The organism is Pseudobacillus wudalianchiensis, from assembly GCF_001685015.1.
Classification (GTDB): Bacteria; Bacillota; Bacilli; order Bacillales; family Domibacillaceae; genus Pseudobacillus; species Pseudobacillus wudalianchiensis.
Genome location: NZ_MAYT01000023.1, coordinates 365,042 through 388,229, shown reverse-complemented (window position 1 = coordinate 388,229; position 23,188 = coordinate 365,042). Strand labels below are relative to the sequence as shown.

Annotated in this window: 27 protein-coding genes; 19 read left to right on the top strand and 8 right to left on the bottom strand. The window is 41.9% G+C overall.

Translation table 11 applies throughout. The features are described 5' to 3' along the window. The 8 genes from A8F95_RS12545 (at position 1) to pepF (ending at position 9,517) form a co-directional block, all read left to right on the top strand. Positions 1-930: an ABC transporter ATP-binding protein gene (locus A8F95_RS12545; RefSeq protein WP_065410807.1), complete on the top strand. Its 930-nt coding sequence runs from the start codon at positions 1-3 to the stop codon at positions 928-930. A 241-nt stretch (positions 931-1,171) separates the two neighbouring features. Next, the gene (locus A8F95_RS12540) at positions 1,172-2,377 is read left to right on the top strand and encodes a putative glycoside hydrolase (RefSeq protein WP_065410806.1); all 1,206 of its coding nucleotides are present in this window, start codon (positions 1,172-1,174) and stop codon (positions 2,375-2,377) included. Then, positions 2,378-2,953 (top strand): GNAT family N-acetyltransferase, encoded by a 576-nt coding sequence (locus A8F95_RS12535; RefSeq protein ID WP_065410805.1) that lies wholly within the window; start codon positions 2,378-2,380, stop codon positions 2,951-2,953. Positions 2,954-3,381: 428 nt separating this feature from the next. Continuing rightward, positions 3,382-3,777, top strand: a complete 396-nt coding sequence (gene spxA / locus A8F95_RS12530) for a transcriptional regulator SpxA (RefSeq protein WP_049660716.1) — start codon at positions 3,382-3,384, stop codon at positions 3,775-3,777. Positions 3,778-4,022: 245 nt separating this feature from the next. Then, positions 4,023-4,682, top strand: a complete 660-nt coding sequence (gene mecA / locus A8F95_RS12525; protein WP_065410804.1) for an adaptor protein MecA — start codon at positions 4,023-4,025, stop codon at positions 4,680-4,682. Between the two features lie 137 nt (positions 4,683-4,819). Further along, on the top strand, positions 4,820-6,334 hold the full coding sequence (cls, locus tag A8F95_RS12520; protein ID WP_065410803.1) for a cardiolipin synthase: 1,515 nt from the start codon (positions 4,820-4,822) through the stop codon (positions 6,332-6,334). Positions 6,335-6,489: 155 nt separating this feature from the next. Further along, positions 6,490-7,635, top strand: a complete 1,146-nt coding sequence (locus A8F95_RS12515; protein ID WP_065410802.1) for a competence protein CoiA — start codon at positions 6,490-6,492, stop codon at positions 7,633-7,635. A gap of 64 nt (positions 7,636-7,699) precedes the next feature. Next, a complete protein-coding gene (gene pepF / locus A8F95_RS12510; protein ID WP_065410801.1) occupies positions 7,700-9,517 on the top strand; it encodes an oligoendopeptidase F in 1,818 nt (605 codons plus the stop codon). Positions 9,518-9,633: 116 nt separating this feature from the next. On the opposite strand, the gene A8F95_RS22505 is transcribed toward pepF, so the two are convergent. The 6 genes from A8F95_RS22505 to A8F95_RS22110 all read right to left on the bottom strand — a co-directional run bounded on the left by A8F95_RS22505 (position 9,634) and on the right by A8F95_RS22110 (position 13,266). Beyond that, on the bottom strand, positions 9,634-9,801 hold the full coding sequence (locus A8F95_RS22505) for a hypothetical protein (protein ID WP_176713687.1): 168 nt from the start codon (positions 9,799-9,801) through the stop codon (positions 9,634-9,636). 460 nt (positions 9,802-10,261) lie between these two features. Continuing rightward, positions 10,262-11,080, bottom strand: coding sequence for a ClpXP adapter SpxH family protein (locus A8F95_RS12505; protein WP_065410927.1), 819 nt, complete (start codon positions 11,078-11,080; stop codon positions 10,262-10,264). A gap of 23 nt (positions 11,081-11,103) precedes the next feature. Continuing rightward, complete coding sequence (locus A8F95_RS12500) at positions 11,104-11,502, bottom strand: globin domain-containing protein (RefSeq protein ID WP_049660724.1); 399 nt, start codon at positions 11,500-11,502, stop codon at positions 11,104-11,106. A gap of 163 nt (positions 11,503-11,665) precedes the next feature. After that, positions 11,666-12,370, bottom strand: coding sequence for a lytic transglycosylase domain-containing protein (locus A8F95_RS12495; RefSeq protein WP_281181773.1), 705 nt, complete (start codon positions 12,368-12,370; stop codon positions 11,666-11,668). Further along, the gene (locus A8F95_RS12490) at positions 12,336-12,929 is read right to left on the bottom strand and encodes a CYTH domain-containing protein (RefSeq protein WP_065410799.1); all 594 of its coding nucleotides are present in this window, start codon (positions 12,927-12,929) and stop codon (positions 12,336-12,338) included. The genes A8F95_RS12495 and A8F95_RS12490 overlap by 35 nt, the downstream gene beginning before the upstream one ends. A gap of 133 nt (positions 12,930-13,062) precedes the next feature. Further along, positions 13,063-13,266 (bottom strand): hypothetical protein, encoded by a 204-nt coding sequence (locus tag A8F95_RS22110; protein ID WP_141676267.1) that lies wholly within the window; start codon positions 13,264-13,266, stop codon positions 13,063-13,065. Positions 13,267-13,283: 17 nt separating this feature from the next. Here A8F95_RS22110 and A8F95_RS12485 point away from each other — a divergent pair, with 17 nt between their 5' ends. Genes A8F95_RS12485 through A8F95_RS12470 form a run of 4 tightly spaced genes read left to right on the top strand, consistent with a single transcriptional unit; the run spans position 13,284 to position 16,049 of the window. Further along, on the top strand, positions 13,284-13,661 hold the full coding sequence (locus tag A8F95_RS12485; protein WP_065410798.1) for a UPF0738 family protein: 378 nt from the start codon (positions 13,284-13,286) through the stop codon (positions 13,659-13,661). A 27-nt stretch (positions 13,662-13,688) separates the two neighbouring features. After that, on the top strand, positions 13,689-14,333 hold the full coding sequence (gene yjbM / locus A8F95_RS12480; protein WP_049660728.1) for a GTP diphosphokinase: 645 nt from the start codon (positions 13,689-13,691) through the stop codon (positions 14,331-14,333). 17 nt (positions 14,334-14,350) lie between these two features. Then, positions 14,351-15,145, top strand: coding sequence for an NAD kinase (locus tag A8F95_RS12475; RefSeq protein ID WP_041099260.1), 795 nt, complete (start codon positions 14,351-14,353; stop codon positions 15,143-15,145). Between the two features lie 4 nt (positions 15,146-15,149). Further along, positions 15,150-16,049 carry an RluA family pseudouridine synthase gene (locus A8F95_RS12470; protein ID WP_065410797.1) on the top strand — a complete coding sequence of 300 codons (900 nt, stop codon included), beginning with the start codon at positions 15,150-15,152 and terminating at the stop codon, positions 16,047-16,049. Positions 16,050-16,171: 122 nt separating this feature from the next. Here the strand turns inward: A8F95_RS12470 and prpE are convergent, their stop codons facing one another. After that, on the bottom strand, positions 16,172-16,909 hold the full coding sequence (gene prpE, locus A8F95_RS12465) for a bis(5'-nucleosyl)-tetraphosphatase PrpE (protein WP_065410796.1): 738 nt from the start codon (positions 16,907-16,909) through the stop codon (positions 16,172-16,174). Positions 16,910-17,031: 122 nt separating this feature from the next. Here prpE and A8F95_RS12460 point away from each other — a divergent pair, with 122 nt between their 5' ends. The 3 genes from A8F95_RS12460 (at position 17,032) to A8F95_RS12450 (ending at position 20,422) form a co-directional block, all read left to right on the top strand. Further along, positions 17,032-18,888, top strand: a complete 1,857-nt coding sequence (locus A8F95_RS12460) for a monovalent cation:proton antiporter family protein (protein WP_065410795.1) — start codon at positions 17,032-17,034, stop codon at positions 18,886-18,888. Positions 18,889-19,012: 124 nt separating this feature from the next. Further along, on the top strand, positions 19,013-19,789 hold the full coding sequence (gene fabI, locus A8F95_RS12455) for an enoyl-ACP reductase FabI (RefSeq protein WP_049660735.1): 777 nt from the start codon (positions 19,013-19,015) through the stop codon (positions 19,787-19,789). Between the two features lie 96 nt (positions 19,790-19,885). Further along, positions 19,886-20,422, top strand: coding sequence for a CotO family spore coat protein (locus tag A8F95_RS12450; RefSeq protein WP_065410794.1), 537 nt, complete (start codon positions 19,886-19,888; stop codon positions 20,420-20,422). A gap of 170 nt (positions 20,423-20,592) precedes the next feature. Here A8F95_RS12450 and A8F95_RS12445 read toward each other — a convergent pair whose 3' ends face one another. Next, on the bottom strand, positions 20,593-21,084 hold the full coding sequence (locus tag A8F95_RS12445; RefSeq protein WP_065410793.1) for a CotY/CotZ family spore coat protein: 492 nt from the start codon (positions 21,082-21,084) through the stop codon (positions 20,593-20,595). A 135-nt stretch (positions 21,085-21,219) separates the two neighbouring features. On the opposite strand from A8F95_RS12445, the gene A8F95_RS12440 reads away from it, so the two are divergent. The 4 genes from A8F95_RS12440 (at position 21,220) to spoVAE (ending at position 23,141) form a co-directional block, all read left to right on the top strand. Beyond that, on the top strand, positions 21,220-21,570 hold the full coding sequence (locus A8F95_RS12440; protein ID WP_065410792.1) for a DUF1360 domain-containing protein: 351 nt from the start codon (positions 21,220-21,222) through the stop codon (positions 21,568-21,570). A 219-nt stretch (positions 21,571-21,789) separates the two neighbouring features. Then, positions 21,790-22,266, top strand: coding sequence for a YhcN/YlaJ family sporulation lipoprotein (locus A8F95_RS12435; RefSeq protein ID WP_245671288.1), 477 nt, complete (start codon positions 21,790-21,792; stop codon positions 22,264-22,266). Positions 22,267-22,277: 11 nt separating this feature from the next. After that, positions 22,278-22,754: a stage V sporulation protein AC gene (spoVAC, locus tag A8F95_RS12430; RefSeq protein ID WP_065410790.1), complete on the top strand. Its 477-nt coding sequence runs from the start codon at positions 22,278-22,280 to the stop codon at positions 22,752-22,754. Positions 22,755-22,784: 30 nt separating this feature from the next. Continuing rightward, positions 22,785-23,141 (top strand): stage V sporulation protein AE, encoded by a 357-nt coding sequence (spoVAE, locus tag A8F95_RS12425; protein ID WP_065410789.1) that lies wholly within the window; start codon positions 22,785-22,787, stop codon positions 23,139-23,141. Positions 23,142-23,188 lie beyond the last annotated feature (47 nt).

Sequence of the window (23,188 nt, the reverse complement as noted above, 5' to 3'; positions counted from 1 at the left end):
ATGGCTGAAAAGCTACTAGAGATCAAAAATTTAAAGCAATACTTTAACGAAGGCAAACCGAATATGGTGAAGGCGGTAGATGACATTTCCTTTGATATCTACCGTGGCGAAACACTCGGTCTAGTAGGGGAGTCAGGGTGCGGGAAGTCAACAACTGGCCGGACGATCATTCGTTTATACGAAGCCACCGGGGGACAGGTGTTATTTAACGGAAAAGATGTTCACGGAAAAAAATCGAAAAAAGATTTAAAAGAGTTTAACCGAAAAATGCAAATGATCTTCCAAGATCCGTATGCGTCTCTGAATCCGCGGATGAAGGTAGTGGACATTATTGCAGAAGGAATTGATATTCATGGCTTGGCAAAAACAAAAAAAGAACGGATGGATAAGGTATATAGTTTACTGGAAACGGTCGGCTTAAATCGTGAGCACGCCAACCGCTACCCGCATGAATTCTCTGGCGGCCAGCGTCAACGACTTGGAATTGCCCGTGCTCTTGCGGTTGAGCCCGACTTTATTATTGCCGATGAACCGATCTCAGCACTTGATGTATCGATTCAAGCACAAGTTGTAAACTTGATGCGGAAGCTGCAAAAGGAGAAAGGCTTGACGTACTTATTTATCGCCCATGACCTGTCCATGGTAAAGTACATTAGCGACCGTATCGGCGTCATGTATTTTGGAAAACTGGTGGAACTGGCACCAAGTAATGTGCTGTACGAAAAGCCGCTTCACCCATATACACAGTCACTGCTTTCAGCTATCCCACTTCCAGACCCGGATTACGAAAGAACCCGTACACGGAAAACATACAATCCGGCCGTTCATCATTATGCGGCCGGTGAAGAAGTAAAAATGAGAGAAGTAGCGCCCGGCCATTGGGTCTACTGTTCTGAAAAAGAATTTACCCACTATCAAGCAAATTATTAAAAAAAGGGAGCTATCTACACGGTCACAACCTGACTGGCTAGTAGGCAGCTCTCTTTTTTTAGAAAAATAATAACTAGTCAGCGAGTATAGGAATACTTCGAAGCGTGAACAAAATCTTGATAAGTCCCTATAAAGGAATATTTTAAGAAGTGCAGAATTTATAGTTTAAAGTGAAATGAGCAGGATAAAGGATAAAGGATAAAGGAGGCTGGATGAAAAAGGGTGAAGAGGAGAGATGTGTATGCGGAGGTGGAGAACATCCGGAGCAGCAATAATAATAGGCATGATGTTGTTGGCAGGAGGAGCTATTGCGGCGGATGAAAAAGGTACTTTCAAAGAGCGGCCAGTACCAGAGCTTAGCAAAGAAATTCCAAAGAATATGACACGCTTTCAACAAGGATCAGAACTTCACTTTTCCTACCCGGATGCTGTCCGGGGGATTTATGTGACTGGCCACTCAGCAGGCAGCACACGCTTCGATAGGCTGATGAAAATGGTGGAAGACACCGAGTTAAATGCAATGGTCATTGACATAAAAGATGATTTGGGGAACCTTACATATAAGACGGAACCGGATTCTCCGTATGCGCGCATTAGTCAGCCGTTTATTAAAGATCCAAAAAAACTACTAAAGAAGATGGAGGAAAAGCAGATTTATCCGATTGCCCGTGTTGTTGTATTCAAAGACACCAATTTAGCGAAAGCAAAGCCGGAGTGGTCCTTTACGGAAGGAGGAAAGGTGTGGACGAACGGCAATGGCGATGCTTTCGTTAATCCATTCATGAAAGAAGTATGGGATTATAATGTCGGGATAGCGATTGAAGCGGCGAAAATGGGCTTTCAGGAAGTGCAGTTTGATTATGTCCGTTTTCCAGAAGGATTTGAGAAGCGCGATAAGCAGCTTGCCTATAGTATGGGAAAATATGAGCATTCGAAGGAGGATTTTGTTCAACGCCGCGTGCAAGCGGTGACCGATTTTGTTGCTTACGCCAGGGAAAAACTAAAGCCTTATGGTGTGAAAGTGTCAGTCGATATCTTTGGCTATTCCGCTACGCTTCCAGAAGCTCCGGGAATCGGACAAAACTTCTCGAAGATTTCAGAGAACGTCGACGTGATCTCCTCGATGATCTACCCTAGCCATTGGACTTCTTATTTTGGCATTGAGAAGCCTGACACGGAACCATATAAACTAGTGACAGAATACGTTAAAGTGGAGAATAAAAAGTTAAAAGCATTAAAGACACCGCCTCTTTCTAGACCATGGCTGCAAGACTTTACGGCTTCTTGGCTTGGGACTGGCAACTATCGTCCTTATGGAAAAGAAGAGGTAGAGGCCCAAATCCGGGCATTAAATGAAAATGGCATAAATGAATTTTTATTGTGGAATGCTAGCAACAACTATACATCAAATGTGGACTACACACCTTTGACAGGAAAGGAAGATTAAATGCATTGGTATGAAAAGTTGAATCAGTATTTTCCGATTGAAGAAATGAAGTCAAGAGAACATATCGAGTTGCTTTTAGAGGAACAAAGTGATATTTATCATAAAGATGAGGGACCGAATCACGTGCTTATTTACGTGGAGCTCGATGATTTTGTGTTTGTTGATTATTTATTTGTTTCTAAAAATGCACGCGGCCAGGGACTTGGACATAAGCTGATCGAGCAGCTGAAAGAAAAAGGAAAAGCTATCATTTTAGAAGTAGAACCGATAAATTATGAAGACACAGATAGTGGAAAACGTCTGCGTTTCTATGCGCGCGAAGGATTCAAGCATGCTTCAACTATTGGATATTCCCGCCGCTCACTCGCTACCAATGAAGTAAATGATATGGAAATCCTCTATTGGGCGCCGAATGATGAAACGGAAGAGCAAATTTACGATAACATGAAAAAAACCTATCGTCTTATTCATAAATATAAAGATGAAGAGTTATATGGTGAACCATTTGATCCAGTTCATAAAGTTTTATCCAGAGATGAAACGAGAGAAGAAGATATATTAAGCGAATTAACATAACAAGCGGCAAAACTAGATTCAATTCCTAGAAAACTTTGACAGGCTGTTGATGAACGCCAGCTACTCATTGTCAGAAGCAAGGAGAACGTTCTCAATCAGCCTGTTAGTGTATAAAGTAATCTTTATTTCCATTCTCATTTTGGGACTGTTTTTTATTTGTTTAGTAAAATATTTATTTTGGGTTTAAAGTAGGAGAACAGCGGGTACAAATAAAAAGTATGTCTATCTTTTCAAAACAAATCACGAAATGAAAAAAATTTGTAATTATTATTACAATGTAATGAAAACTATATTCATGAGCCGCTCCATCATGTATAATATATAGTGTAGCCGGACATTGAAGCGATTCAAAACGACTGCTTCATGAATGGAGATTCCTCATGAAAAACAGGTATTATATTTTAATCTTTAAGGAGTGTGTTTGAGGAATGGTTACTTTATATACTTCACCAAGTTGTACTTCCTGCCGCAAAGCGAAAGCATGGTTAGAAGAACACGAAATTCCATACGTTGAAAGAAATATTTTTTCTGAGCCTTTGAGCATCGAAGAAATTAAAGAAATATTAAGAATGACAGAAGATGGCACGGATGAAATCATTTCCACGCGCTCAAAAATCTTCCAAAAATTAAACGTAGATCTTGAGACATTGCCTCTGCAAAATTTATTCGAACTGATCCAATCTAATCCGGGGCTGCTTCGCCGTCCGATTATTCTGGATGAGAAACGATTACAAGTAGGCTACAACGAAGATGAAATTCGCCGCTTCTTACCAAGAAAAGTGCGCACATTCCAATTAAAGGAAGCACAACGGCTCGTCAACTAAAGAAGAGAGACCTTCATACCAGTAGTATGGGGGTTTTTATTTTATTTTTTCAGGTTGTAATTTTTATAAAATTCAGATAGAATAGCGAGACACTCTTTTTATTTTAAAATCATTATATTTTCATTTGCTGTACGTTTAGCATACAATAGAATCAGGTAGATGTATAGCATCAAGCCAGTTAGGGCATTGCCTAATAATAAGGGGAGGCGTCCTCAGGTACCCTTAGACGGAAGGGAGAGGTAGTTATGGAAATCGAACGTATTAACGATAACACAGTGAAGTTTTACATTTCATACTTGGATATAGAGGAAAGAGGCTTTGACCGCGAGGAAATTTGGTATAATCGTGAGCGGAGCGAAGAACTCTTTTGGGATATGATGGAAGAAATACACGATGAAGAAGATTTTACAGTCGATGGTCCGCTGTGGATTCAAGTCCAGGCTTTAGATAAAGGATTGGAAATATTGGTCACACAAGCGAACTTAACGAAAGACGGTCAAAGAATCGAACTGCCGCTGCCCGGAGATAAGTACCGGGATTTCCCAGTAGATGACCGCTTAGAAGAGTTGCTGGATGAGCATTTTCAGGCAAGGGAAGATGATGAAGCAAAAGAGCCACTGTTGGAATTTATGCTTACATTTAAGGACTTTGAGGACCTTATACAGTTGAGTAAATATACCTCTCTTGATGAGTTATCGACACAGCTGTATGCTTATAACGATAAGTATTATTTATTTGTGGAATTCCCAGAAGAAATATTGGATGAAGAAAAAGTGGAGAATACATTAAGCTTCCTGCTTGAGTATACGGATGAATCTGGTGTTACGATCCATCGCCTTCAAGAGTACGGAACATGCGTGATGGAAAGCAATGTATTTGAAACGGTCCGCAAATATTTTAACTAATAAAGCCAGCGCAGATTTCTTTTGAAATCAGCGCTTTTTTTATGCACCAATAAAGTATGAGGACAGAGCTTTTCTTTGAAAAAAGAGGGTATAATAGCAGGAGAAGAGCAGCAGGGTGAGAAGGGGCAGGAAAAAGGATGAAAAATACAATAAAAGTAGTTGGTTTTGTGTTAGTGGTGGTTGTGCTCTACATATTGTGGGCCGATCATTATATGAGTGGGTTGTTAAAATATACGAGTGTAGCCTTAACACTATCTGTCATCGTCATTAGCTTTTTAATCTTTTTTGAAAACAGACATCCGACGCAGACAGTTACGTGGCTTGTCGTGTTAGGCGCTTTTCCGCTTTTAGGATTTATTTTTTACTTGTTATTTGGAAGAAGTTATCGGAAAGAGCGGATGTTTAAGAAGAAATATATTTTAGATAAAGAAACATATCAAAAATATAATTTCACCCACACAAAAGAGGATTTAAAGCAGCACTTTCAAAAGTATGGAGAACATAAAATTTATGCATTAGCTGAACGGCTTGGGAATATGGAGATCTCTTTCCACACAGAGACAGAGTTACTGACAAACGGAGCAGAGACATTTGAGTCCATTCTAAAAGAGCTAAAAAAAGCGAGGCATCATATCCATTTAGAATATTACATCGTACGGGCAGATGACATTGGCAATGAGATTAAAGAGGTGCTAATTGCTAAAGCGAGAGAGGGAGTGAAGGTTCGCTTTTTATATGACGCGGTCGGTTCTTGGAAGCTGTCAAAGGCCTATATTCAAGAATTGCGAGAAGCTGGCATTGAAATGGTAGCATTTGGTCCGGTGAAAATGCCGTTCTTAAACAGTAAGTTTAATTTTCGAAACCATCGAAAGATTATCGTCATTGATGGAAAGGTCGGGTTTGTCGGCGGCTTAAATATCGGGGATGAGTATTTAGGGAAAGACCCTCAATTCGGATTTTGGCGTGACACTCATTTGTACGTGCGCGGAGAAGCAGTCCGCTCCCTGCAGTTAATCTTTCTGCAGGATTGGTATTACATGACGAATGACAGCTTTATTACACCCGGTTATTTGACACCAGAACCAGAGAAGAAGGTCCGAAGAACGGGTGGGGTTCAAATGATTGCTGGCGGTCCGGACAATGAGTGGAGTGTCATTAAAAATGTTTTCTTTTCTATGATTACATCGGCGCAAGAATTTGTCTGGATTGCGAGCCCGTATTTTATTCCCGATGAAGACATTTTTTCAGCATTAAAAATTGCGGCACTAAGCGGAGTCGATGTCCGGCTGCTAGTGCCAAAGCGACCTGATAAGCGAATTGTTTTTCATGCATCTCGATCTTATTTTCCGGAACTGCTTGAAGCAGGAGCCCGTATTTTTGAATATAGAGAAGGGTTCATGCACAGTAAGTTTATCATCGTAGACGGTGAAATAGCCTCTATCGGTACCTCTAATATGGACATGAGAAGCTTTCATTTAAATTTTGAGGTCAATGCCTTCTTGTACCATACCCATAGCATTGAATCGCTTGTAAGAGAGTATCTTAACGATCTCAACGCCTCGGATGAAATTGATCTTGAGGACTTTAATGGACGCCATCTCGGTTACCGTCTCATCGAGTCAACATCAAGGCTGCTATCACCATTATTATAAAAGTAACACTGCGGCAATAATGGAGAGAAATTCCTATCGATTGCAAACAACACGCCAGAACGATGAACAGCGCCTAAAATAATCTTCACAGGCCGGGCGGCAGGATAAAAGAGAGGAAAGGAGAATAGTGATAGGTAAGAAAGGAGTGACAATAGATGCTTGTTGCAAGGGATCAGGCCGGACAGCTGGTTAGTTTGACAAATCGTCCTGACCAGCAAACGATCCAAAAAATTCGCTCTTCCTCTCAATTTTGTCCGTCATGCAGGCAGCCAGTCATTTTAAAGGCAGGGGCCGTGAAAATTCCTCATTTTGCACACAAACAATTAGAGGGATGCCAGCCATTTTCTGAGGGAGAGTCTGAACGCCATTTGAAAGGGAAAGCGGACTTGCATAGTTGGATTAGCCGTACCCATCAGGTGGAGGCAGAAGCTTATTTGCCGGAGATTTCCCAGCGTCCCGATTTGCTTGTTGATAGGAAAGTAGCAATTGAATATCAATGCTCTTTTCTTTCAGCCGCCTTGTTCACAGCAAGAACGCAAGGGTACCAAGAAAACGAATTTTTCCCTTTTTGGATTTATGGCGGGCCGCCCATTAAAAGGCAAGGACGTTTTTATCAATTTTCCACGTTTCACCGTCTCTTTTTTCAATATTCTCCTCTGTTCGGCTTCTGGTTTTTAGCATATTGTCCCAATCGGGAGCAATTCACCCTCTACTCGCAGCTTATTCCGCTTACTTCCTCGCTTTATTCTGCTTCTCTACAAACGATTCCGCTCACTTCTTTATCCTATCCACCGCATTTTGCACAACCACCAGCTTCTGTTCTTTTTTCTCTGTCTGACTGGTTCAAACAAAAAGAGAGATGGCTCCAACAAAAACTATATTTTCAACAAGGGTTATACGATCCATTTTTCAGCGCAGTATATAAAACAGGCCACCATCCATCGTTGCTGCCGCTTTGTATTGGAGTACCAGTACGCTTCATGGCACTTATTAAAAATCATCCCATTGAATGGCAATTTTACTTATGGAACGACTTGTTGATCCACGAAGAGAAAGTAGAAGAGCGGGAAGCAGCAGCTGCGATAGAAAACCGGATTAAAAAAGGAGAGCTGCAGCTAAATGTATTTCCAGTGCTCTCCACACCTACAATTACCGATCTGATGAAAGAATACTTGGCTTTTTGGGAATTAGCCGGAAAAGCCGAAAAGGAAGCGGGCCAGACAACTTTTGGACAGATGGAAAGAGAGAAAGGCTTTATAAAGGAATTTGAAGAGTTGCTGATGCACCGGCTTATTTTTTGAGTTTTTCAGCATACAATAATATGATTAAGAGGAAGAGAAAATATGGAAACTGGAGGGATTCAAGATGACGAATGAACAAGCAGTAAAGCAGCTTCCAACAAGAGAACAAGTATCAGAAGAGTTGACGTGGCGGCTTGAAGATATTTTTGAAAACGATGAGCAGTGGGAAGAAGAATTTAAGCAAGTGAAGCAGCTGTCGGAGCAAGCACAAACTTATCGTGGAACGCTTGGAGAAAGTGCAGAAAATCTTTTCCGTTTTTTTACTTACCAGGATGAATTATTAGAGCGTATGGGCAAGCTCTATACATACTCCCATATGCGCTATGATCAGGATACAACCAATTCTCACTACCAGGGAATGGATGACCGGGCAAAAAACTTATATACGCAAATTGGAAGCGCCCTTTCTTATGCAACGCCTGAAATTTTAGAGATTGATGAAGACAAGCTAAAGGAATTTGTGGAGCAGTATGAGGGGCTGAAAGTATATAGACATGCCATTGAAGAAATTAATTTGCAGCGTCCGCACGTATTATCTGCGGCAGAGGAAAACCTGCTGGCTCAGGTTTCGGAAGTGACGTCCGCTTCTAGCAACACGTTTAGCATGTTGAACAATGCAGATTTAGAGTTCCCGGTTATTAAGGATGAAGATGGAGACGACGTGCAAATTACGCATGGCCGCTATATTCAGTTTCTAGAGTCCAGCGATCGCCGTGTACGGGAAGAGGCTTTTAAAGCGGTCTACAAAACGTACGGTGATTTTAAAAATACATTTGCCAGCACGCTTAGCAGCCAGGTGAAGAAAGATAATTTTTATGCACGTGTTCGGCATTACAACAATGCAAGGGAAGCAGCGCTTTCAGGCAATAATATTCCGGAAGCGGTGTATGATAATCTCGTTGATACGGTAAACAAAAACTTGCCTTTGCTTCACCGTTATGTAGAATTGCGGAAAAAAGTGCTCGGTGTCGATGAGCTTCATATGTACGACTTGTACACTCCGCTCGTAAAAGATATCAAAATGAAAGTAACTTACGACGAAGCGAAGGAGTACATGATAAAGGGCTTGGCTCCGATGGGAGAAGAATACGGCAAGATCCTAAAGAGCGGCCTGGAAAACCGCTGGGTGGATGTCGTTGAAAATAAAGGCAAACGAAGTGGTGCTTATTCTTCTGGTACGTACGGAACAAATCCATATATTTTAATGAACTGGCAGGATAACGTCAATAACTTATTTACGCTTGTTCATGAATTTGGCCACAGCATGCACAGTTATTTTACGAGAGAGTCTCAGCCATACGTATACGGCAATTATTCCATCTTCGTGGCAGAGGTAGCTTCCACTTGTAATGAGGCATTGTTGAATGACCATCTACTTAAGAACGTAGACGATGAAAAGAAGCGTCTCTATATTTTAAATCATTATTTAGAAGGCTTCCGTGGCACGGTCTTCCGTCAGACGATGTTTGCTGAATTTGAGCACCTCATCCATATGAAAGCGCAAAATGGAGAGGCATTAACAGCAGAGACCTTAACAAAGGAATACTATGAGCTGAACAAAAAATATTTTGGAAGCGGCATGGTTATCGATGAAGAGATTGGCCTTGAGTGGGCGCGGATTCCGCACTTCTATTACAACTATTATGTGTACCAATATGCAACAGGCTTCAGTGCAGCTACAGCGCTTAGCAAACAAATTTTAGAAGAAGGACAGCCAGCAGTCGATCGCTACATTAATGAATTTTTAAAAGCCGGCAGCTCTGATTATCCGATCGAAGTGTTGAAGAAGGCTGGAGTGGATATGACGACGGCTCAACCAATTGAAGAAGCCTGCAAGGTATTTGAACAAAAGCTGAATGAAATGGAACAGCTATTGTCGTAAAAAAGAGAGCGTCCGTGTATTCGGGCGCTCTTGCTATTTACAAACGTACAGTGGCAGCTTCTAAGCAGGCTTCATTTTCTGCAAAAACCAATGTAGACTTTGCTTCATTGAGCTCTTTACCTGGATCTCTTTGATCGGTTCAGCACATAAACAGGAAGAAATAAAACGAAAAATAACACCGGAGCTGTTACATATAATGGGTATAAGTTCAGCAGACCGAGCACGTGGAAAAAGAATGCACCGGCCATAAGAGAAAGATAAAATAAGAAAATAACCCATTTCATAGAGGGACCTCCCACAACTTGTACCATTATATGTTAGTTTACGCTTTCTATTCCATTGTTATGACAAATGTGTGAAATCAAGCACCATCCCTTGTTTTTAATAGCATATACATGATAAGATAAAAATCGTGAAGTTGATCACATACAAACATATACCCCTTTGTTTGACCGTGAAAAATTTCTCCCATCCCCTTTGTTCGTGAGAAAAGGCCTTGTAATGATACAAGGCCTTTTCTTTTTTTTATTCTTTTTATTTAAAATAAAAACAGCCTTCAGTGTGGGCTGTTTGAGAGTATAGACGAAGTCTCTTTTTTATATCACAGGTTGATTGAAAACGCTTGTCTTTCGAGGAGCGAAGCCTGGTGAGCAGCGAAGAAAGCGAGCGTTTGTCAACAGTCTGCAACAGCCTTCATTGCAGGCCGTTTACCTAAAAGGGTAAAGCGGATGCCTCGTCCCTTCATTATTTATCAATAAATTCCCAAATAGGACCAAACTTCATTGGGATTTTGCGTACTTTGCGCTGGAGAAGAAGTTTTTTCATTTCTCTTTCGACTTCTCGTTCCGTCCAATTATACACCGTGCTGATTTCCTTTGAAGCCGTAAAACGAAATTGCTTCAGAAATTCCTCTAGAGGAGGGGGCTGCTGGGGCTCCGGGATCTCGTTAAGCATTTCCTCAATAATCTGTACATAAATATCATAAGAATAGAGTCCTGTTATTTTAATGCCTTCCTCATCAATATTTTCATTAAAAAAGACGAGTGTCGGCGTTTCTTCTACTTCCATTTCTGCCGCGATCTTCAAATCGCATTGAAAGGCTTTGGCAGCGCTGGAAGAATGAATGTCGTTCAAGAATTCTGCTTTGTCGAGTCCTGCTTCTTCTGCACAATCCGTTAAGATGGTCAGATCAGAAACATTTTGCTTTTCGATAAAGAGAACTTCCTGAAGCTTTCGCAAAAAGCGGCTTCCTGCCCGGCGTCCTTGCAATTCTGCTGCCTTAATCGCCACAGAGGCAAGAAAGGGGGAAGAGACAGGATGATCCATCCAGAGCGCTCCATCGCATGACAGCCCCATTCTGGCGGCAGTTGCTTCCCACTTTCGAATTTTGGATTCCGGGAGATTAAGCGCCGCGAGATTTCCAGTCAGCACCTGCTTTAAACGGAAATACCGGCCATATTCGATATATAATTTTCGGATAAATGGCTCAAGCGCCCAGCATTCTGGACAAAGCGGATCCACAAATAAGTAAATCTCCAGAGGCTTTTGCTGCGAGGCACACATCCGGTTAAGAAGTAGTGACGGTTTCAACGGTCTTCACCCGGACCTTCCGGCTGATTTACCATATGATTAGCCGTTAGTTTCAGCCGTTCGTAGAAGAAATCTCGGAATTCACCGTGAAGCCCTACTTCATCCATCGCTTCCCGCATGCAGGAAAGCCATGCGCGGGCACGTGTCGGAGTAATCGGAAAAGGCATATGGCGTGCTCGAAGCATTGGATGACCATGTTCTTCTGTATATAAGGGAGGACCGCCTAAATACTGAGTAAGAAATTGCTTTTGCTTGCGGGCCGTTTCTGTTAAGTCATCAGGGAAAATTGGAAACAAATCCGGATGCTGACTAACCTTTGAATAGAACGTGTCAACTAGCTCTGACAGCTTCTCGTTACCGATGTATTCAAATGGTGCTATTGATTTTTCGCCCATACCAATAACTCCTTTTTTCCTTGTAGTGTAAATTTATTTTATCAAGGGGACTGTTATAACACAAACAAAGTGCTTGTGCCTATTTTTGACAAGCTTCGCACAGGGCTATTGAACCAGTATAAAAGAAAACAGACCACTGAGAGGTCTGTTTAGTTTATGAACATTACGCGTAATAATGGGCTGTTATTTTTTGTACATAATTTTGTGTTTCTTTAAAAGGAGGGATGCCGCCATATTTTTTAACATTGCCTGCTCCGGCATTGTAGGCGGCGAGTGCCAGCCTAATATTCCCGTCAAATTGATCAAGCATCTGACGGAGGTATTTCGTGCCGCCGAACACGTTTTGTTCCGGGTCATAGACGTTAGAGACGCCAAGACCACGTGCAGTTGCCGGCATTAACTGCATAAGGCCGCCCGCACCGACATAGCTTCTTGCATTAGGATTAAAATTAGATTCTTGACGAATGACTGCCTGAATTAACTTTTTTGGTACGTTATATTTTTCAGCCGCTCTCGTAATAATATCATCAAAATCGGTTTTAGTTGTTGTGCTTACCGGCTTTAAAAGGTCTGCCCCTGGTTTTGTCGGAAGCACAGCCGACGGTAAAGCGGTTGAAGCGGCAGGACTTAAATCCGGGCTTTCTAGAGACTCAGCAAGAGAGCCGCCGCCGACAAGCTCCAGTCCCTGCATGAGAGCCTGTTGCAAAACAGCACCAAATATTTGGGAGGGAGCTGGCGTGTTAGAAGCCGCTGTATTGGGAGACATCGACATATTTTGCATAATACCTGTGGCAAACATGGTTTGGAATGGATTGCTGCTCATCGTTCGCTCCTTATTGATCACCAGCTGACTGGCGTAACTTTTCATTATAAAATCTTCTGACTTTATTATCGGCTTGCTTTAAAGGAAGTTGATAGCTTTTTAAGAAATCTTTAAAGATTTCTTCTCCGCTTTTTCTCTCCACTGCTTCATACTCAATTTCATAATCTTCCCGTCCTAAGTACAAGCTATGATCGAAAACGAGCAATCCGCCTTTATAGTCAACCTCTGCTCTTTTTGTAGATAGTGTGCCGAAAGGTTTTAATTCAGCTAAATCGGTTATTACATATGAAATGGCTTTCTTTACTGGGCCATCTGGAAAAGCATTGCTTGTTAGCAAAGCCTTCGCTTCTGCCTGGGAAATTTCCTGGTTCGTTTCAAGCAGTCCATCTGCAGCTGGCTCTTTTAGCGTTAGCTCAAACGTTCTGTTCTTCTCTCGAATGCGAAGCGCACAGCCTGCTTGTTTCAACAGAAAATTCTCCGTATCGAAATAATGATTGTGCTGGATTTGAAAATCCTCCACTTGCAAGTGAAAAGCATCAACAAGCCGCTTGAAATCTGTCTCACTTACCATATTCTTGAATTCAATTTCTAGTTCTTGACTCATGCTTATTCCTCTTTCTCTAATTTAGTTTCACCTATCTATAGTTCTGTATTTGAAATAGCTGGATGTGTTAAAATATGAAATGGGTTTTTATCAATACTAAATAGATTTAGCTGCTTGTCTGACGGTGGGCTGATCAATCATCTTTCATCAGTTGCAGCTGATAGGGCGCCTTTGTTCTAAGGTTAGCACCAAGCTGCTCAAGGTTATAAGCTTGTCTTAGCTGACAGCCATAAGTGAGTCTGGCAAGAAGGTAGAAGAATACTTGCCCGCCAGCTTGCCTTATGCTTGTCGCAGCTGGCAAGGCGCTTTCGCTTTTAAAGTTTAACACAGTAGGCATGGAGAGGGGAAAAGAGAATGAGGAAAACGATTCATTTTACAAAAGCTTTGTGGAACGATAATGGGGTTGAGCTGCATGCAGAAATGCCGATCAAGCTGGCAGGCATTCAAGCTGCAGAGCAAATGATCGTCGATTCTGATCAAATGGCTTTTGTTTATTTAGCAGAGGAAAAGGATGAATTTATTTATTTATACATACATGAACCAGTATGGGGAGACCTCAAGAAGGCATTGAAAGAAGAGGCGCGTCTCTTCGTTAAAGGAGAAGACACTCTTCTTGAGCTGACTAGCTGGAAGGACGAGCTTGCTTATTTAATTAGCAATATTGAAGGCAACAGTAACTATGGAGAGGAAATGGTAGAAAAGGTAGAGACCGTCTTTTTGCATCATCAATAATGCAGCTATGTCTGAGAGGGAAGAAAAATGATAAACTGGGATGAATTTTTAATACCTTATAAACAAGCGGTGGATGAGCTAAAAGTAAAGCTAAAAGGAATGCGAAAGCAGTTTGAATACGGGGATGAACATTCACCGATTGAATTTGTTACAGGCCGGGTAAAGCCGATTGCGAGCATTCTTGATAAAGCCAGAGACAAAAACATCCCTTTGGATCGGCTGGAAAGCGAAATGCAAGACATTGCCGGTGTTCGCATGATGTGTCAATTTGTTGATGATATTATCAAAGTCGTCAAGAAGTTGCGTATGCGTAAGGATTTTAAAATAGTAGAGGAAAAGGACTACATTTCACATAAGAAACCGAGCGGCTATCGCTCGTATCATATGGTGATCGAGTACCCTGTACAGACTATTCACGGGGAAAAGAAGATACTCGCAGAAATACAAATCCGCACATTAGCCATGAATTTCTGGGCAACGATTGAGCATTCTTTAAATTATAAGTATGATGGCCAGTTTCCAGAAGAAATTCTGATGAGATTAGAGAGAGCGGCTGAGGCTGCTTTTCGGCTTGATGAAGAAATGTCCCTTATTCGTGAAGAAATAAAAGAAGCACAAGCGTTTTTCACGAAGAAAAAAGAGCAGGTGAAAGACCACAGAACAGAAGAATAGAAAGAAGGTGATTGGAAATGAAGTTTGCAGTAACTTCTAAGGGAGATGCTAAGTCTAATGCTCTGATGCACAAAATCCGCGCCTACTTGCTTGATTTTAAACTAACCTATGATGAAAATAAGCCGGACATTGTCATTTCTGTCGGTGGGGATGGAACACTTCTTTATGCTTTCCATCGCTATATTGAACGTTTGGATAAAACAGCCTTTGTTGGTGTACATACTGGTCACCTCGGCTTTTATGCAGACTGGGTGCCGGATGAGATTGAAAAGCTCGTCATCGCGATTGCCCGCACCCCTTATCAAATTATTGAATATCCGCTTTTAGAAGCAATTATTCGCTATCAGCATGGCGGCAAAGAAACAAGATATCTTGCGTTAAATGAGTCCACTGTTAAAGCGGTAGACGGCACACTCGTCATGGATGTAGAAATTCGCGGTGATCAATTTGAGCGTTTTCGCGGCGACGGTCTTTGTATCTCTACGCCTTCGGGAAGCACGGCTTACAATAAAGCTCTGGGCGGAGCTATTTTGCATCCATCTATCCGAGCGCTCCAGCTTGCTGAGATGGCCTCCATTAATAATCGGGTGTTTCGAACAGTAGGCTCTCCATTAATTTTGCCCGCTCACCATACATGTATGCTAAAACCGGTTAATCGTTCTGATTTTCTCGTTACCATTGATCACTTAACATTGCTTCATAAAGATGTGAAGTCGATTCAATACCGGGTAGCAAATGAAAAAATTCGTTTTGCCCGTTTCCGGCCGTTCCCGTTCTGGAAAAGAGTCCATGATTCATTCGTGAGCAGCTGATCTCATGAGGTTTCAATTAAAGTGGACAGCGGCAGCAAAAGACAACGGAAAGCTATTGAGAGAGTTTTTAGCTGAGCGGCAAATATCGCGGCGGGCGCTGACAGACATTAAATTTGATGGCGGGCATATCTCGGTAAATGGACGGGAGGAAAATGTCCGCTTTCCATTAAAGACGGGGGATGAAGTGGCTGTTCTCTTTCCTAGGGAAGTGCCGAGTGAAGGCATCGTCAAAGAACGCTTTCCGCTTTCTGTCGTATTCGAGGATGAGTATTTACTCGTCGTAGAAAAACCGGCAGGCATGAGTACGATTCCGTCCCGGGAGCACCCGACAGGCAGTCTTGCGAATGGACTGCTCGGCTATTATGAAGAAAATAAAATTGAAGCTACTGTACATATCGTCACTAGACTTGACCGTGATACATCGGGTCTGGTACTGATTGCTAAGCATCGGCACGTTCATCATTTATGCTCGGAAATGCAGAAGACTAACAGTATCTCCCGGGCATATGAGGCGTTGGCAGAAGGGGTTTTAACCTCTCGAAGCGGTGTGATTGAAGAGCCGATTGGCCGCAAAGAGACAAGTATTATTGAACGAGAAGTAAGAAGCGATGGGCAATATGCCTGTACTCACTATAAAGTGATCGAGAAGTTTTCCGACTTTACTCGGGTAGCACTTCAGCTAAAAACCGGCCGTACCCATCAAATTCGAGTGCATATGGCGCATATCGGCCATCCTTTACTTGGTGACGAACTGTACGGAGGGTCTTCTCACGTCATAAGCCGGCAAGCTCTTCATTGCGGAAGGCTGTCGCTTCCGCACCCAATCACAAAAGAGCCGTTGCATTTTGAACGGCCTTTGCCGGAGGATATGCAGAGTACCATTGATCGAGCGAGAATATCATGAATAACATAAGCGAGTGATGGGAGAAGAAAAGAAGTTATAAACGATCCAGCCAAAATGATCGGCAAGAGCTCTGCATTTGGCTGCTAATGGTCCGCCTTTCGCTACTGGCGGACCATTTTGTTTTATTCAATCGGCCGGAATTTCTCGGCAATGAACGGCATGGAGGATGGAACTGAAACGGTTTCTTGTTCGGGATAGCGGAATGCTGTTAAAGCGCCGCCAAAAACGGCACCTGTGTCAATATTAGCTGTATGATTGACAATCCGTACTTCTTTGGTTGGTGTGTGGCCATAGACGATCCACGGTTTCCCCTGATAATGCTTAGCCCAGTCGCGCCGGATCGGGAAACCATCAACATCAGCAGCTCCAGTAATATCTCCATATAAAACAAATGTTTTTACCTTAGAATTAAACTTGCCAATATAGTCTTCACGGATACCTGCATGAGCAATAATTAAATTTCCGTTATCAAGAATTTGGTAAAGCGGGGACTGTTCGTATAAGGTAATAAATTGTTTTTTTATCCGTTTGTAATCCCGGTTATTTAATTGATTTAGTTCAGCAACGGTCGTTTCCAGTCCGTTGTTGATTTTCACTTTATTGCCAATCAGCATACGATACAGCTTGTTGCAATGGTTGCCAGGAGAATAATAAGCAAGTTTTTTCTCCCATAGACCGAAGACGGTTTCGATCACACGGATCGATTCCGGGCCCCGGTCAGTTAAATCACCGACAAAGCCGAGAACACGGCCTTGAGGATGCAGAGGGAGACCGCTTTCCCAGGAATAGCCTAGCTTTTTTGTTAATTCTTCAAGTTCTGCAAAACAGCCGTGAATGTCTCCAATAATATCGATATTCATGTAATAGACACCCCTTTTAGTTATCATCTTTATCATACTGCAAGTTATAATAAAAGAACATTTTAGCCGCTTTTGCTATAGTAATGAAAGGTAAAAAATTCCCACAAAAAGGAGGGGCTTTTATGGCAGAACATGCTTCATTGCTTTCATTAGTTATTGTTATTGTTGCCGCTTTTTTAACTCCTATTATTCTGCATCGGTTAAAGTTGAATTTTGTGCCGGTTGTCATCGCAGAAATTATTGTCGGATTGATCATCGGAAAAAGCGGTTTAGATATAGTTTCTCAAGATATGTGGCTAGAAACGTTATCGACGCTCGGTTTTCTCTTCCTAATGTTTTTGAGCGGATTGGAAATTGATTTCTCGGCATTTTCCAACAAGAAAAAAGAAGCACCTAGAATGAAGCCTGGGAAGGAAGAGCCTCATTCCTTTATGGCGGCTTTGATTATCTTTACAGGCATTCTCGTTCTATCATTCGGGCTATCTTATTTATTTGTCCTGCTTCACTTAATTGATGACGCCTTTTTGATGACGTTGATTATCTCAACGATCTCGCTAGGTGTCGTCGTGCCAACCTTAAAAGAAGCCCATTTAATGAAAACCGTCATTGGGCAAATTATCTTGCTTGTGGCTGTTATTGCCGATCTCGTGACGATGATTTTGCTGACGGTTTTCGTATCGCTAAATGGCAGTGGCGGGGGAAATATGTGGCTTCTGCTCGTTTTATTCGCAGCCGGCGTTATCCTTTATTTCATTGCCAAACGCTTTAAAAATAAACCGCTGTTTGAAGCCTTGTCGACGAGCACTGTGCAGATTGGCACGAGAGCTGTCTTTACACTTATGATCGTTCTGGTCGCTCTGTCAGAGTATCTAGGGGCAGAAAATATTCTTGGTGCTTTCCTTGCTGGAGTGCTTGTTTCGCTGCTGGCTCCGAATCATGAGCTTGTCCGCCAGCTGGACTCCTTCGGCTATGGATTTTTAATTCCGATTTTCTTCGTTATGGTCGGAGTCGAGCTTGATCTTTGGTCATTATTAAGTGATAAAAAGATGCTCATGATGATCCCATTATTAATGATTGCCTTTTTTATCTCTAAAGTGTTCCCGCTCCTTTATTTAAAGAAATGGTATGACACGAAAACAGTGATGGCTTCTGCCTTTTTGCTGACATCGACCTTATCACTCGTCATTGCGGCAGCTAAAATCGCTGAACGGATTGGTGTTATTACCTCCCAAATGAGTGGTTTGCTTGTGTTAGTCGCAGTTGTTACTTGTTTAATTACACCAATTGTCTTTAAAAAGCTGTTTCCGCCTCATATGAAAGCAGAAAAGCGGATTAAGATTGTTTTTGTCGGCGCTAATCAATATACAATGCCCATTTCAAAAGAGTTGAAATCAGCTTTATATGATACAGTCGTTTACCGAAAAAAACCAGAAGTAGAGGAAAACAATTTAAACAATTCTGTTTTTGATGTAGAAGAACTAGAAGATCTTACGGCTGATACGCTCGATCAAAACGGCGTGTTTGCAGCGGATATCCTTGTATTTGCTACAGGGAATTTAGAGCAAAATGCTGAACTGGCCATAGCGGCTAAAGAAAGAGGTGTAGAGCGGGTGATCGCTCATGTCGAACAGGAAGAAATGGAACAACAGCTCATCGAGGCAGGGATTGAAACTTTTTCTTATTTTCTTTCAGCGAAGGCACTTCTCCGTGCGTTAATTGAATCGCCGAGCATCATTAACATTTTAACGAATAAAGAAACATCTTTATATGAGGTTGAACTATTAAATGATAACTATGAAGGCCTCACTCTTCGGAAGTTCCCGTTTACCGGCGATGTGATCTTTGTCCGGATATTCCGCGGAAATGAATCCATTGTTCCGCATGGAGATACCGAGCTCCGCTTGCATGACCGGCTAATTTTAACGGGATCGAAAGAATATGTAGATGAATTAAAATTAGAGTTAGAATACGGCGGATAAGGAAAGAGCGTCCTAAAAGTGTAGACTTTAGGACGCTTTTTTTAAAACGTGCTTTTCAATCAAAGACTTTCCTGTTAATATTATTACTAGGTACTAATAACTTGTATTAACGGGAGGAACGGAAATGACTTTTTCTTTAACAGGGAAAACATTTGTTGTTATGGGAGTTGCCAATAAAAGAAGTATTGCCTGGGGAATTGCCCGCTCACTACACGAGGCCGGCGCCCGTTTAATTTTTACATACGCAGGCGAACGTCTAGAAAAAAATGTTCGCGAGCTGGCTGAAACACTCGAAGGAAACGAATCTTTAATTTTGCCTTGTGACGTAACAGTTGATGAAGATATTGAAAAATGCTTTGCACAAATTAAAGAACAAGTCGGCACGATTCATGGACTTGCCCACTGTATCGCTTTTGCTAACAAAGAAGACTTAGAGGGAGATTTTGTTGATACATCTCGTGAAGGCTTCCTCCTTGCTCACAATATTAGCGCATATTCTTTAACGGCTGTAGCGAAGTATGCGAAACCGCTTATGACAGAAGGCGGCAGCATCATGACTATGACATATTTAGGCGGCGAGCGCGTCGTGAAAAACTATAACGTTATGGGCGTAGCAAAAGCGTCTCTTGATGCAAGTGTTCGCTATTTGGCTGCCGATCTTGGTCAATACGGCATTCGCGTTAACTCGATTTCTGCCGGTCCAATCCGCACATTGGCTGCTAAAGGAATCAGCGATTTCAACTCTATCTTAAAAGATATTGAAGAAAGTGCCCCATTGCGCCGCACTACAACACAAGAAGAAGTAGGTGATACAGCTGTATTCCTTTTAAGTGATATGGCTCGCGGCATTACGGGTGAAAATATCCACGTTGATTCTGGTTTCCATATTATTGCTAAGTAAGAGAAAAACCCGCTTATGGCGGGTTTTTTTGTTTTTTTCATGAATCGGCGAAAACAAGCATATAAATGAAAAGAAAGCCTGTCAGGAGGTGTAAGTATGAAGAATAATAAGGAAAAGCGCGAGCCGCTTCTGTATATTCATCAGCCTAAATTTGTTTTCCCGGAACCTGTGATGCAAAGCACCTATCACACCAAAAATCAGCCAGAGAGAATAAAAGAAGAAGTAGTAGAGGGGAAACAGGCAGATAAAGAACAAAACAATCCTATTCATGAAGCAGTAAAAACAGAAGAACTAGTGATGGAGGACACGAAAAAGAGAAAGAGAGAAATTACCAAAGTTTTCGAGAATGATGAGCCGCTTGGAGAAGAAGCGCCAGAAACAAGTGAGCAGCCAGTATGGATGGGCATGCGCCCAGTCAAACGTTTTCATGATATGGAAATGGATGAAAAGCTTCAGCATTTAGCATCGCAATTTACAAAGCTTCCATGTGTATTCGACTGTGGATCTGTTATCCACAGAGGGATACTTCGTGAAGTAACGCCTGACTTGATCACGATAGAAACATTGAAAAACGAAACGGTAACGGTTGAACGGAAAGAGCTTAAATACATTAGATTGCTTGGGCCATTTTAGAGAGCGGCTAGTAAATTTGTCTTTCAGACCAGTAAATGTAAAAGTTAGGTCAGTAAAAAAGAACCAATGGTCAGTAAATTATGAAAATTGGTTGATAAACTAGTTACGGATCGATTAACCATTCTGCAAACGAAAAAGCAACGGTAACAACCGCTGCTTTTTCCTCTTCATTAATCACAAATATCTAAATCGATATCTTTGATACATTGAACAGCACAGAAGCAATTCAAGTCAACTGTGATACAGTTGAATGTTTTGTCGAAATCATCTACTTCGCATACTTTAGAAAGGTCGATACAGCATCCATCTGTGAGATTGACCACCTTGTCGTCTTTCATTGGTCTTAATACACGCAAACGTGCACAACAGTTGTCAAACACCTCTTCTACACGGAAGAAAATGGAAACGCAAGCGTTGCAGTGGCTGTGTTCTGAGTTTCTCGGCTTAAAGAAAGCAAAAAACGGGGAACCGTCTTTTAGTGTCAGAGTGAAAACGCGGGTGTCCGCTGTGTCGCGTACGCCAGCTAAATCGCCCAGAGGTTCTGCTAAACAATCTTTACAGCCTCTGCATTCATCGCGATCTGCTTCGTCTTGAAGATCTTTAATAGCTCGCAGCACTTCGCAAACACAACTAGAGTGATGTTCGTTGCATTTACAGCTCATGAATAAGCTCCTTTCTTTAAATTATTTTCTTACATTACTAACATATGGTGTTTTCCCTAATTGGGTACGGGACAATTGCCGTGTTTAACAAGAAAAATTATGTTTTAAAAGAAAGGATGAACGCTCATTATTACGATGATTGATCTTACTGTTCTTTTCCTTTCATCTTTCAGGCTAACAAGACTGCTTGTTTTTGATGATATTATGGAAAAGGTGAGGGCCCCCTTTTTTATGGAGGTGGAAGAAAAAACGGAGACAGGCGAAGTGGAGCTGTTCATTGTGCCGAGAGAGAAAGGCTTAAGAGGGTGGATCGGGCGCCTGCTAAGCTGTTATTGGTGCACGGGCGTATGGGCCTCCGCTTTTTGCTGCCTGTTATACGTGTTTTCACCGCATACTGGACGCTTCTTCATCATGATTCTCGCAGTGGCTGGCGGTGCGGCCTTAATTGAGTCAATTGTACAGCGTTTGATTGGGGGAACAGATTAACTCATTATTATGCTTTCTCATATAATAATGTGATAGGGATAAAAGGATGTGATGGATGGATGAGGGATTCCCTAAACCAAAACGCCAGCAGTAAAAAGCCGAAAAAGAAGTCGTGTGGTTGTTCAAAAAAGAAGAAAAAGTCTAAAAAACCGTCTAAATAAAGACGGTTTTTTCTTTTGGATAAATAAAAACGCAAAAACAGAAAAAACTAAATGGTAAATGGCAGAAGAATGGAGGGAGAACATGAAAGCGGTCATTTGTTTACTGGCGGCTGTGATCCTCGCAGGATGCAATCTTCAGGAAGAAAGAAAAGACAGTCGGCTGGCCTTAATGAAAACGACTAATCCGGAACCCATACAAATCGAAAAAGACGGAGTATCTGTAGAAAAAATCCGTGGAGAAGTGGAAGAAGTAAAAGAAATTTATGATGCTGCCGTTGTGAAAGGAGATCATAACATTCTGGTGGCTTATAAAGTGCGTCACCTAGATCGTTTTCGGATGAAGAAAATTGAGAAAAACCTGCAGGATCGTCTTGAAAAGGAATACAGTAAGGAAACCTTCATCGTATCGAGCGACTATAAAATTTTTCTCGAGGCTGTCAGGCTGCGTGAAGACATTGATGCTGGCAAAGTAAACGATAAAGAAGCGGATAAACGGCTTCATCGAATCATTAAATTAAAACAAGAATTAACATAAGGAGAGAGCAGATGGCGAACAAAAACGAAAAAAAGACACCTACTCAGCAGCAATATGACAAGCTGAATCAAAAGCATGAGTTAAAGCGGCCAGTGCTTAAAAATTGCTTGCGCGCTTTTTTTGTTGGCGGCCTAATTTGTACGATTGGACAGGCTATTACGTATTTCTTTATTTACTTTTTTAACTTCACCGAACAAACGGCCGGTAATCCGACAGTCGCCACGATGGTATTTCTCGCCATGTTATTAACAGGATTCGGTGTGTATGATCACCTCGGACAGTATGGTGGCGCCGGAAGTGCTGTGCCTGTTTCAGGATTCGGCAACGCAGTGATCTCTGCTGCTATTGAACACCGGACAGAAGGATTTGTCTTAGGAGTAGGCGGTAATATGTTTAAGTTGGCAGGGTCCGTTATCTTGTTCGGTGTGTTCGCTGCTTTTGTGGTGGCCTTAATTAAAACCATTTTGATACAGTGGGGCGGTCTCTAACTTTTTTAGAAAGGAAAGGAGAGGAAAAGGATGCTCGCAATGTTTTTTTGGGCTTTTGTGATTGGCGGGCTTATCTGTGTGATTGGTCAATTAATGATGGATGTCGGCAAATTAACGCCAGGCCATACACTTAGTACGATGGTAGTCGTCGGTGCCATTCTCTCTGGCTTTGGTTTATATGAGCCATTAATTGACTTTGCCGGAGCAGGAGCGACTATTCCCATTACAAGCTTTGGAAACTCATTAGTGGAAGGCGCTATGCAAGAATCAGAAAAGCATGGCCTTGTCGGTGTTCTAACGGGAATGTTTGAAGTGACGAGTTCAGGTATCTCTGCTGCCATCATTTTTGGATTCATTGGTGCGGCTGTGTTTAAACCAAAAGGATAATTGGCATGTTATTTGCCCAAACGTATCCTCATTTTTCTCATATAGTA

What these genes read in the sequence shown, in the direction of transcription:
- A8F95_RS12475 (WP_041099260.1), top strand. Translation starts at nt 14,351, where the DNA reads ATGAAGTTTGCAGTAACTTCTAAGGGAGATGCTAAGTCTAATGCTCTG.
- yjbM (WP_049660728.1), top strand. Translation starts at nt 13,689, where the DNA reads ATGATAAACTGGGATGAATTTTTAATACCTTATAAACAAGCGGTGGAT.
- A8F95_RS12440 (WP_065410792.1), top strand. Translation starts at nt 21,220, where the DNA reads ATGATTGATCTTACTGTTCTTTTCCTTTCATCTTTCAGGCTAACAAGA.
- A8F95_RS12500 (WP_049660724.1), bottom strand. Translation starts at nt 11,502, where the DNA reads ATGGGCGAAAAATCAATAGCACCATTTGAATACATCGGTAACGAGAAG.
- spoVAE (WP_065410789.1), top strand. Translation starts at nt 22,785, where the DNA reads ATGCTCGCAATGTTTTTTTGGGCTTTTGTGATTGGCGGGCTTATCTGT.
- A8F95_RS12445 (WP_065410793.1), bottom strand. Translation starts at nt 21,084, where the DNA reads ATGAGCTGTAAATGCAACGAACATCACTCTAGTTGTGTTTGCGAAGTG.
- A8F95_RS22505 (WP_176713687.1), bottom strand. Translation starts at nt 9,801, where the DNA reads ATGAAATGGGTTATTTTCTTATTTTATCTTTCTCTTATGGCCGGTGCA.
- mecA (WP_065410804.1), top strand. Translation starts at nt 4,023, where the DNA reads ATGGAAATCGAACGTATTAACGATAACACAGTGAAGTTTTACATTTCA.
- A8F95_RS12435 (WP_245671288.1), top strand. Translation starts at nt 21,790, where the DNA reads ATGGCAGAAGAATGGAGGGAGAACATGAAAGCGGTCATTTGTTTACTG.
- cls (WP_065410803.1), top strand. Translation starts at nt 4,820, where the DNA reads ATGAAAAATACAATAAAAGTAGTTGGTTTTGTGTTAGTGGTGGTTGTG.
- A8F95_RS12495 (WP_281181773.1), bottom strand. Translation starts at nt 12,370, where the DNA reads ATGAAAAGTTACGCCAGTCAGCTGGTGATCAATAAGGAGCGAACGATG.
- A8F95_RS12450 (WP_065410794.1), top strand. Translation starts at nt 19,886, where the DNA reads ATGAAGAATAATAAGGAAAAGCGCGAGCCGCTTCTGTATATTCATCAG.
- A8F95_RS12535 (WP_065410805.1), top strand. Translation starts at nt 2,378, where the DNA reads ATGCATTGGTATGAAAAGTTGAATCAGTATTTTCCGATTGAAGAAATG.
- A8F95_RS12460 (WP_065410795.1), top strand. Translation starts at nt 17,032, where the DNA reads ATGGCAGAACATGCTTCATTGCTTTCATTAGTTATTGTTATTGTTGCC.
- fabI (WP_049660735.1), top strand. Translation starts at nt 19,013, where the DNA reads ATGACTTTTTCTTTAACAGGGAAAACATTTGTTGTTATGGGAGTTGCC.
- A8F95_RS12545 (WP_065410807.1), top strand. Translation starts at nt 1, where the DNA reads ATGGCTGAAAAGCTACTAGAGATCAAAAATTTAAAGCAATACTTTAAC.
- A8F95_RS12485 (WP_065410798.1), top strand. Translation starts at nt 13,284, where the DNA reads ATGAGGAAAACGATTCATTTTACAAAAGCTTTGTGGAACGATAATGGG.
- spoVAC (WP_065410790.1), top strand. Translation starts at nt 22,278, where the DNA reads ATGGCGAACAAAAACGAAAAAAAGACACCTACTCAGCAGCAATATGAC.
- A8F95_RS12515 (WP_065410802.1), top strand. Translation starts at nt 6,490, where the DNA reads ATGCTTGTTGCAAGGGATCAGGCCGGACAGCTGGTTAGTTTGACAAAT.
- A8F95_RS12540 (WP_065410806.1), top strand. Translation starts at nt 1,172, where the DNA reads ATGCGGAGGTGGAGAACATCCGGAGCAGCAATAATAATAGGCATGATG.
- A8F95_RS22110 (WP_141676267.1), bottom strand. Translation starts at nt 13,266, where the DNA reads ATGCCTACTGTGTTAAACTTTAAAAGCGAAAGCGCCTTGCCAGCTGCG.
- A8F95_RS12470 (WP_065410797.1), top strand. Translation starts at nt 15,150, where the DNA reads ATGAGGTTTCAATTAAAGTGGACAGCGGCAGCAAAAGACAACGGAAAG.
- spxA (WP_049660716.1), top strand. Translation starts at nt 3,382, where the DNA reads ATGGTTACTTTATATACTTCACCAAGTTGTACTTCCTGCCGCAAAGCG.
- A8F95_RS12505 (WP_065410927.1), bottom strand. Translation starts at nt 11,080, where the DNA reads ATGTGTGCCTCGCAGCAAAAGCCTCTGGAGATTTACTTATTTGTGGAT.
- A8F95_RS12490 (WP_065410799.1), bottom strand. Translation starts at nt 12,929, where the DNA reads ATGAGTCAAGAACTAGAAATTGAATTCAAGAATATGGTAAGTGAGACA.
- prpE (WP_065410796.1), bottom strand. Translation starts at nt 16,909, where the DNA reads ATGAATATCGATATTATTGGAGACATTCACGGCTGTTTTGCAGAACTT.
- pepF (WP_065410801.1), top strand. Translation starts at nt 7,700, where the DNA reads ATGACGAATGAACAAGCAGTAAAGCAGCTTCCAACAAGAGAACAAGTA.